Below are 7,968 nucleotides of genomic sequence, written 5' to 3'. Positions count from 1 at the left end.
CCTCAAGATGAGATTTCCCATAGCGCAAGCTAGTAAGATCCCTGAAAGATGATCAGGTTGATAGGTCAGAGGTGGAAGCGCGGCGACGTGTGGAGCTGACTGATACTAATCGATCGAGGACTTAATCTAAAAAGCGGAAACGGCTTGGTCAGGGACGACAGGCATAAGACGAAGACTGAAAGAGGTCCTGACCTCTGGAAGGCTTTGGCTTATGACCCCGAGTCCCTAGCCGTTGGAGCTGGATTCCGCTTGGAGAACTCTCTGTATTTCTTCTTCTTCAAAATATTATCTAGTTTTGAGAGAATGGTTAAAATTTCTCTTGAAAAAATGCGAAAAACTATTATAATAAAATAGTGTCGCATAAATAGTCTGGTGGCGATAGCGAAAAGGTCACACCCGTTCCCATACCGAACACGGAAGTTAAGCTTTTCAGCGCCGATGGTAGTTGAGGGTTTCCCTCTGTGAGAGTAGGACGTCGCCAGACGGTAACATTTATACTTTAATTATTCCACAGTAGCTCAGTTGGTAGAGCATTCGGCTGTTAACCGAACGGTCGCAGGTTCGAGTCCTGCCTGTGGAGCCATTAGGAGAGCTGTCCGAGTGGCCGAAGGAGCACGATTGGAAATCGTGTAGGCGGGCAAAACCTGTCTCAAGGGTTCAAATCCCTTGCTCTCCGCCATAATTATTATACTGGCCCCTTGGTCAAGCGGTTAAGACACCGCCCTTTCACGGCGGTAACACGGGTTCGAATCCCGTAGGGGTCACCATGTTTTTTCACGAAGTGAAAAAAACATTCCATATCGGAGGATTAGCTCAGCTGGGAGAGCACCTGCCTTACAAGCAGGGGGTCGGCGGTTCGATCCCGTCATCCTCCACCAAAATATTTTCGCAAAGCGAAAATATTTATCTTTCACGAAAGTGAAACAATATTATTGTCGCGGGGTGGAGCAGTCTGGTAGCTCGTCGGGCTCATAACCCGAAGGTCGCAGGTTCAAATCCTGTCCCCGCAATTAAGTTACTTCAAGGAAACTTGAAAAACTTTGGTCCCGTGGTGTAGCGGTTAACATGCCTGCCTGTCACGCAGGAGATCGCCGGTTCGATCCCGGTCGGGACCGCCATATTGTGGCTCAGTAGCTCAGTCGGTAGAGCAAAGGACTGAAAATCCTTGTGTCGGCGGTTCGATTCCGTCCTGAGCCACCATTATTCATGAACAATCTCGTTGTATCTGAATATATTAAATTCATATGGAGGGGTAGCGAAGTGGCTAAACGCGGCGGACTGTAAATCCGCTCCCTTGGGTTCGGCGGTTCGAATCCGTCCCCCTCCACCATTTTAGGGGTATAGTTTAAAGGTAGAACGAAGGTCTCCAAAACCTTTGGTGTGGGTTCGATTCCTACTACCCCTGCCAACTTTTTAATATGGCGGTTGTGGCGAAGTGGTTAACGCATCGGATTGTGGTTCCGACATTCGTGGGTTCGATTCCCATCAGTCGCCCCATTATATATAAAATTCTTCATTGGGCTATAGCCAAGCGGTAAGGCAACGGACTTTGACTCCGTCATGCGTTGGTTCGAATCCAGCTAGCCCAGCCATTTGCGGAAGTAGTTCAGTGGTAGAATACAACCTTGCCAAGGTTGGGGTCGCGGGTTCGAATCCCGTCTTCCGCTCCAAGTTTTGGCGGCATAGCCAAGTGGTAAGGCAGAGGTCTGCAAAACCTTTACCACCGGTTCGAATCCGGTTGCCGCCTCCAATTATTGCATCTATGATTCACTATTTAATATAGCTAAGATACGCCGGGGTGGCGGAACTGGCAGACGCACAGGACTTAAAATCCTGCGGTAGGTGACTACCGTACCGGTTCGATTCCGGTCCTCGGCACCAATGTTTTTTGCGAAGCGAATAGCGATCCTTACAATTGAATTATGCCGGTGTGGCGGAATTGGCAGACGCGCACGACTCAAAATCGTGTTCCTCTGGAGTGCCGGTTCGACCCCGGCCACCGGTATCTAAAAAGATAAAATCCTCACAAATCTTGTTGTAAATATGATTTGTGAGGATTTTTTTGTTTAAAACATCCCGTTCTCATTAGGGGAATCCTCTGGTATAGGTTGACCTATATCCCACATTTCAACGATGCGGCTATTTTGGAAACGAAAGATATGTACAACTACTCCTCCAAGGTCATCTGGATTCTGCCTTACATGGGAGTGAACTGCTACAGTATCCCCTTCTTGAATAGCTAGTTTGACTTCTAATATCTTGTGGGGATACTGAGCTGCATTATCTTCCATTGCAAGCTTAAGTGAATCTGCATCACCACGGAAATAGGGATTGTGGTGACGAAACTCAGTTTCTATGTACTTCTCATATGCTTCACTAACTTTCCCAGAGGCTACGAGCTGAAGAAAAGATATGGCCTTTTCTTTAAGAGAGTAGGTGGGAATAGAGTGCTGTTCCAAACTCAAATTCAAACATCCTTTCTTGTTAGAATTAATAGAAGTTTAAGGGATATATATATTTAAGTCAATGTATTTGAAAGCATCTGGTTGCGTGCTGCATATATAAAGAGCTTCTAATATTAGGGTAAAGGGTTCCATTTTTCAGGTGCTTTCTAAAATAATTACAAGAGGGTCCGCACTTTCGGTTGGAGGATCAGGTTAAGCACCCGAACTGATAAATAGACGGAGAAATTCCGTTTAATTAGTAATCAAGCTTAAAAAAGGCTTAAATAGGCGGAGATATTCCGCCTAATTGCTCAAAATATTCGAAAATAGGAGATTTTACTTTGAATAAGCGGAGAACCTCCCCTTATTTCCCCCCGAAACGAGCTCCATTCTGCAATTAACCGAAAATTCTCCGCTTATTTACCTTTTATTGATCACTCGATTAAGGACAACACATCTTGTGTAAAAATGATGTGATTTATATATCGAATATTTATTTCTTTTTAATATACCAATAAAGATGCCATACGACTGTCATTTCGACATGTATTTTAAGAAAACCCCTTCAAAACAGATCTCCCCCTACCATTTGGTAGGAGCTCATTTTATGTATTAAAGGATTCTTTAATAGGAAAGGAAAGGGTAATTCTTGTGCCTTTCATCGGTTTGCTGTCCACATGCACAGTGCCTCTCATGCTTTCGACAATCCGAAATACGACCATCATTCCTAAACCAGTCCCATTGTTGCCTTTTAATGAAAAGAACGGCTCCCCTAATCTAGCTACTTGTTCTGTGGTCATACCAATACCGGTGTCTGTAATACTTAGATGGACTCCATTTTCATCCTCTTTCGTGAACAAAAATAATATACCTCCAGACTTCATCGCATCGATACCATTTTTCGAGATATTCAGAAGTATTTGCTGGAATTTATGTGGATCACCAGTTATCGTGTGATTATGTAAAAAAGCTGTTTCAATCATTATTCCTTGTTTGTTGGCAAGTGGACGGATGATTTCAACGCATTTCTGGATCTCTTGCTCCAAGTCGAGTGGCAATTCAACTTCAGGATGTGGTCTGGCAAAGGTTAGATATTCATTAATAATCTCCGATGCACGATCTGCTTCGGCAATGGCAAGAGAAGTATAGGTTTTACAATCCTCGGGCGTTTCCGAATGTTCATGAACCAATTGTAAAAATCCTCTCACAACCGTTAATGGGTTTCGTACTTCATGACTGATACTAGCAGCTAAATGGCTGACAGTTTCCATTTTTTCAAACTTAATCGATTCCATTTGCAAAAGATGAAAGGTTCGAAGTACTTCACACAAGTAACAAACAAAAAATGTAGAAGCTGTTAAAACCATAACATAAATGAAATAAGAAAAGGTCTGTTCAAAATCAAATAAAATAGATGGAATTAAAAACCCTATCACTGAATATAAAAAGGATAGAAAAGTAAAAAGCAAAAGTCGATTATAAAGAGGCTTTTTTAATAAACTTGGATACATATAAATCATAACAGCTGCATAGATGACTCCAAGAATAATGGTCAACCAAATACCGTTTCCACCGAATGGAAGTCGGATTAGGATCATGACGCTAGCCAAACCCAATATGACGGGTCTGCCACCATAAATACATCCAAGTAGAAATGGGATAAAGCGCAAGTCATAAACAAAGCCTTCATCAACTCGAACAGACAATAGAATACTAACAATCATTAAGAGGGAAGACAAAAGGAAGAGGTGGAGCTTACCAAATCGATAGGTATATATATTATGTTTTGCTAGGATTAATAAGTTAAGTAGTAAAATGGATAGAAGAATAAACAATAAATTAATCAGTAGTCCTTGAAAAAGCTCACTCATCCCTGGCTCCCTCCTAGCGCGAATATATTCTATTTCTTATATTATGAGAATGTACATTTTTTAACAAGGACAATAGGAAAAAATACACTTTTCCCTTACATGAAAAAAAGTTCGACAAAATACTTGATTTTTTTTAGGAATCTTTGTATTATATAAAAGTACCAAATATGAATCACATATTTGCGGGTGTAGTTTAATGGTAAAACCTCAGCCTTCCAAGCTGATGTCGTGAGTTCGATTCTCATCACCCGCTCCATACATATATGCAACGCAGTATGCCGTTTATAAAAACGATGTACTGCGTTTTTTAATACCCTCATATTAACGAGGGTATTTGTTGCTATTATTGATTTAAAATACTTTCCTCTAAAACATCATTTTTATCTCCATACACTTTTGTAATATGAGATTCTCCCCAAGCACATAGCGAATCCAAAATTGATTGTAGACTTTTACCATACTCACTGAGTTCATATTCTACTTTAGGAGGAACCTGATTATAACTAATACGGTTGATCACTCCGTCGTCCTCTAACTCTCGTAATTGCTGTGTTAACATTTTTTGAGTTATATTTGGCATTAATTTCTTCAACTCACTAGTTCGCTTTTTTCCATGTGTAAGATGGCATAAAATGACACACTTCCATTTGCCCCCGATCACCTCTAATGTTGCTTCCACAGCAATGTTGTACTTCTTTTTCTCCATTTTCATACCCCTTTCCATAGGTACTAAAAAGTACCTACCTTACTAATAGGTACCTATATCACTTTAAAGTGCGTTCTTCCCAATTAGAACTCTATGAATCATAATAGCATTTGTTGATGAAATACACCAAGGAATCATTCAACGGAAATAAATAGGAGGAAATGAAATGAATATAGATAGAAAGAGAAGTACATTTGCTTTATTAGCATTAGCAATTAGTGCTTTTGCGATAGGGACAACCGAATTTATTAGTGTTGGGTTGCTTCCTCTTATCGCAAAGGATTTGCAAATATCTGTTACAATGGCTGGCCTAACGGTCTCTTTATATGCACTAGGAGTCACAGTAGGTGCCCCGATTTTAACCTCGATTACTTCGAGTATGTCGAAAAAGAAGCTACTGCTTTGGATTATGCTGGTTTTTATAATCGGGAATAGTCTAGCAGCTTCAGCAACCTCAATAGGTGTTTTACTTGCAGCAAGAGTATTATCAGCATTTTCCCATGGTGTATTTATGTCAATTGGCTCAACAATTGCAGCAAGCTTAGTTCCAGAAAACCGTCGTGCTAGTGCCATTTCTATTATGTTTACAGGGCTGACGGTTGCGACGATTACCGGAGTTCCAATAGGTACCTTTATCGGTCAACAGGTCGGTTGGCGATCAGCATTTGTTGCTATTGTTATTGTCGGAATAATAGCCTTGATTGCAAATAGCATTCTTGTTCCGGGTGAACTACCTAGAGGGAATAAAACAACATTCCGTGAACAGTTGAACTTAGTTAAAAATGGACGTTTGTTACTAATGTTCATTATTACGGCATTAGGATACGGAGGGACATTCGTAGTCTTTACGTACTTAACTCCCTTGCTTCAAAGCATTACAGGTATTAAAGAGGAATTAGTGGCTGTCGTTTTACTTGTATATGGGATTGCCATTGCACTTGGAAATGTCTTAGGTGGTCGCCTAGCAAATCATAAGCCGCTCAAGTCCTTATTTTATATGTTTCTCATTCAGGCAGTGATTCTTCTCATTTTAAGCTTTACTGCTCCGTTCAAAGTGGTTGGAATACTCACGATTATATTCATGGGGATCTTTGCTTTTATGAACGTTCCAGGCCTTCAAGTATATGTAGTTATGCTTGCAGAACGCTTCGTTCCTGGGGCAGTAGATGTGGCATCAGCGATAAACATAGCTGCTTTTAATGCAGGGATAGCCGTTGGTTCTTATGTTGGCGGGATAATAACCGATCAGATGGGATTGATCCATACGGCATGGATTGGTTCGTTAATGGTATTTGGTGCTGTTATTTTAACAGGCGTAAGTCTAATACTTGAAAAAAAAGATCTAATGGAGGGCTAATAGATGATTAATAAACATTTACAAAAAACGACTACTTTAAATAATGGGGTAAACATGCCTTGGTTTGGACTTGGTGTGTTTAAAGTAGAAGAGGGGCCAGAGTTGGTTCATGCAATAAAAACAGCTATACGTCATGGCTATAGAAGTATTGATACAGCTTCAATTTATGGAAACGAAGCTGGTGTTGGAGAGGGTATCCGAGAAGGAATGAAAGAAGCAGGGATCTCTAGAAAGGATTTATTTATTACCTCAAAAGTATGGAATGCGGATTTAGGCTATGAATCTACTATTAGGGCGTATGAAGAAAGTTTAGAGAAACTAGGTTTAGAGTATTTGGATTTATACTTGATTCATTGGCCTGTAGAAGGAAAATATAAAGAGGCTTGGAGGGCACTTGAAACAATTTATAATGAAGGTAAAGTTAAAGCAATTGGAGTAAGTAATTTTCAAATTCATCATCTAGAAGAGTTAATGAAAGAAGCTAACATTATACCTGTAATTAACCAAGTCGAATACCACCCTCGATTAACGCAAGTGGAGCTAAAAGAATTTTGCCGAAAGCATCATATTCAACTTGAGGCATGGTCTCCTTTAATGCAAGGAGAGTTGCTAGACCACCCTGTTCTTCAGGAAATGGCAGAAACGTATGATAAGACTGTTGCACAAGTCATCTTAAAGTGGGATCTTCAAAACGGTGTGGTGACGATTCCAAAATCAACAAAAGCACAGCGAATCATTGAAAATGCTTCACTATTTGATTTTGTTCTCTCTGAAGAAGATATGAAGCGGATCAATGAATTAAATCAAAATAAAAGAGTTGGTCCAGACCCTGATAATTTTGATTTTTAAAATGACAACTCCCCTGCTAATCACAGGGGAGTTAAATTACTTTTATTCACCAATCACTCGACAAGCTCCAACTCCACCATGAATTTGTGTAAACATATTCATAACGGATTGTGTCAAAAGTTGTCCTTCATCAACTGTTATAGACGGACGTAAATAAATCAGGTGTAGTGCATCTCTAGTTGATTCTGTGACAGCAGATCTAATAGAATCAACATAAGGACTGCCAAACCCGCCTTTTTCATCGGAGGAAATGATTAGCTGATGAAGGGAATTGCTGCGGCCATTAAGACCCTCATATACTTCATCTTCTGTTCCGATCCTGATCATTATGTCGCCAGCAAGCTGACTTGTGTCATAGATACCTAAAGGAATCTCATACTTCATTGAGAGAAAGTTATTTAAATCTGTGGCACTGTTAATACTTTGTATGTAATTTTGTTTTTTGACACGTCTGTATAAAGCTTCAGCGGAATGTCGATAGCGATTAGGGTCCTTACCGGTTTTCTTGAAAATTGACCTCCACTCACTAATTCCATTAAGGTCAGATAGTTGCTTCTCTTCTAAGTCGAAGAATAATGATTCTTGGAAAAGCTGCAGTCTACCTTTAAGCATCTGTGGGGAGGTTCCAACCTCAATGTCCCTATATGTTATGACGCCCATTTTAAAACCTGGTACCAGTGATAGAAGCTCAGGAGAAATTGTTATTTCCAAACTTTCCACCTCCAAAAAGTGTTTAAAATA

General features: G+C 40.3%; 6 protein-coding genes, 16 tRNA genes and 2 rRNA genes. 20 read left to right on the top strand and 4 right to left on the bottom strand.

The genetic code is table 11. From position 1 onward, the window contains the following. From ACVBAX_RS24085 to ACVBAX_RS24005, 17 genes are all read left to right on the top strand, one after another. Window positions 1-129 (top strand): 23S ribosomal RNA (locus ACVBAX_RS24085); the annotation flags it as partial. Between the two features lie 239 nt (window positions 130-368). Then, a 5S ribosomal RNA gene (gene rrf, locus ACVBAX_RS24080) occupies window positions 369-484 on the top strand. A gap of 23 nt (window positions 485-507) precedes the next feature. Next, window positions 508-583, top strand: a tRNA-Asn gene (locus tag ACVBAX_RS24075). 3 nt (window positions 584-586) lie between these two features. Further along, a tRNA-Ser gene (locus ACVBAX_RS24070) sits at window positions 587-679 on the top strand. Window positions 680-692: 13 nt separating this feature from the next. Beyond that, window positions 693-767: transfer RNA gene (locus tag ACVBAX_RS24065), tRNA-Glu, on the top strand. Window positions 768-802: 35 nt separating this feature from the next. After that, window positions 803-878, top strand: a tRNA-Val gene (locus ACVBAX_RS24060). A gap of 58 nt (window positions 879-936) precedes the next feature. After that, window positions 937-1,010, top strand: a tRNA-Met gene (locus ACVBAX_RS24055). 32 nt (window positions 1,011-1,042) lie between these two features. Next, window positions 1,043-1,118, top strand: a tRNA-Asp gene (locus tag ACVBAX_RS24050). 6 nt (window positions 1,119-1,124) lie between these two features. Then, a tRNA-Phe gene (locus tag ACVBAX_RS24045) sits at window positions 1,125-1,200 on the top strand. 46 nt (window positions 1,201-1,246) lie between these two features. Beyond that, a tRNA-Tyr gene (locus ACVBAX_RS24040) sits at window positions 1,247-1,330 on the top strand. 4 nt (window positions 1,331-1,334) lie between these two features. Then, window positions 1,335-1,408: transfer RNA gene (locus ACVBAX_RS24035), tRNA-Trp, on the top strand. A 13-nt stretch (window positions 1,409-1,421) separates the two neighbouring features. Beyond that, window positions 1,422-1,497 (top strand) — tRNA-His (locus ACVBAX_RS24030). Between the two features lie 20 nt (window positions 1,498-1,517). After that, window positions 1,518-1,592 (top strand) — tRNA-Gln (locus ACVBAX_RS24025). Window positions 1,593-1,595: 3 nt separating this feature from the next. Continuing rightward, a tRNA-Gly gene (locus ACVBAX_RS24020) sits at window positions 1,596-1,670 on the top strand. A gap of 6 nt (window positions 1,671-1,676) precedes the next feature. Next, window positions 1,677-1,750, top strand: a tRNA-Cys gene (locus tag ACVBAX_RS24015). A 42-nt stretch (window positions 1,751-1,792) separates the two neighbouring features. Continuing rightward, window positions 1,793-1,881, top strand: a tRNA-Leu gene (locus ACVBAX_RS24010). A 43-nt stretch (window positions 1,882-1,924) separates the two neighbouring features. Continuing rightward, window positions 1,925-2,005: transfer RNA gene (locus ACVBAX_RS24005), tRNA-Leu, on the top strand. Window positions 2,006-2,066: 61 nt separating this feature from the next. On the opposite strand, the gene ACVBAX_RS24000 is transcribed toward ACVBAX_RS24005, so the two are convergent. Both ACVBAX_RS24000 and ACVBAX_RS23995 read right to left on the bottom strand, forming a co-directional pair. Continuing rightward, window positions 2,067-2,465: a nuclear transport factor 2 family protein gene (locus ACVBAX_RS24000; protein ID WP_447119388.1), complete on the bottom strand. Its 399-nt coding sequence runs from the start codon at window positions 2,463-2,465 to the stop codon at window positions 2,067-2,069. 584 nt (window positions 2,466-3,049) lie between these two features. Next, a complete protein-coding gene (locus ACVBAX_RS23995) occupies window positions 3,050-4,315 on the bottom strand; it encodes an ATP-binding protein (RefSeq protein ID WP_447119386.1) in 1,266 nt (421 codons plus the stop codon). Between the two features lie 182 nt (window positions 4,316-4,497). Between ACVBAX_RS23995 and ACVBAX_RS23990 the strand changes: the two genes are divergently transcribed. Beyond that, window positions 4,498-4,571: transfer RNA gene (locus tag ACVBAX_RS23990), tRNA-Gly, on the top strand. A gap of 87 nt (window positions 4,572-4,658) precedes the next feature. On the opposite strand, the gene ACVBAX_RS23985 is transcribed toward ACVBAX_RS23990, so the two are convergent. Beyond that, window positions 4,659-5,021: a winged helix-turn-helix transcriptional regulator gene (locus ACVBAX_RS23985; RefSeq protein ID WP_430776918.1), complete on the bottom strand. Its 363-nt coding sequence runs from the start codon at window positions 5,019-5,021 to the stop codon at window positions 4,659-4,661. Window positions 5,022-5,187: 166 nt separating this feature from the next. On the opposite strand from ACVBAX_RS23985, the gene ACVBAX_RS23980 reads away from it, so the two are divergent. Then, a complete protein-coding gene (locus tag ACVBAX_RS23980; protein WP_447119383.1) occupies window positions 5,188-6,378 on the top strand; it encodes an MFS transporter in 1,191 nt (396 codons plus the stop codon). A 6-nt stretch (window positions 6,379-6,384) separates the two neighbouring features. Continuing rightward, complete coding sequence (locus ACVBAX_RS23975; protein WP_447119392.1) at window positions 6,385-7,227, top strand: aldo/keto reductase; 843 nt, start codon at window positions 6,385-6,387, stop codon at window positions 7,225-7,227. A 42-nt stretch (window positions 7,228-7,269) separates the two neighbouring features. Here ACVBAX_RS23975 and ACVBAX_RS23970 read toward each other — a convergent pair whose 3' ends face one another. Beyond that, window positions 7,270-7,938 (bottom strand): B3/B4 domain-containing protein, encoded by a 669-nt coding sequence (locus ACVBAX_RS23970; RefSeq protein ID WP_447119381.1) that lies wholly within the window; start codon window positions 7,936-7,938, stop codon window positions 7,270-7,272. Window positions 7,939-7,968: the final 30 nt, after the last annotated feature.

The sequence above is a fragment of the Robertmurraya sp. GLU-23 genome (genome assembly GCF_052983275.1).
The sequence above is the reverse complement of the archived record's forward strand: the minus strand, read 5'-3'. Positions and strand labels throughout refer to the sequence as shown.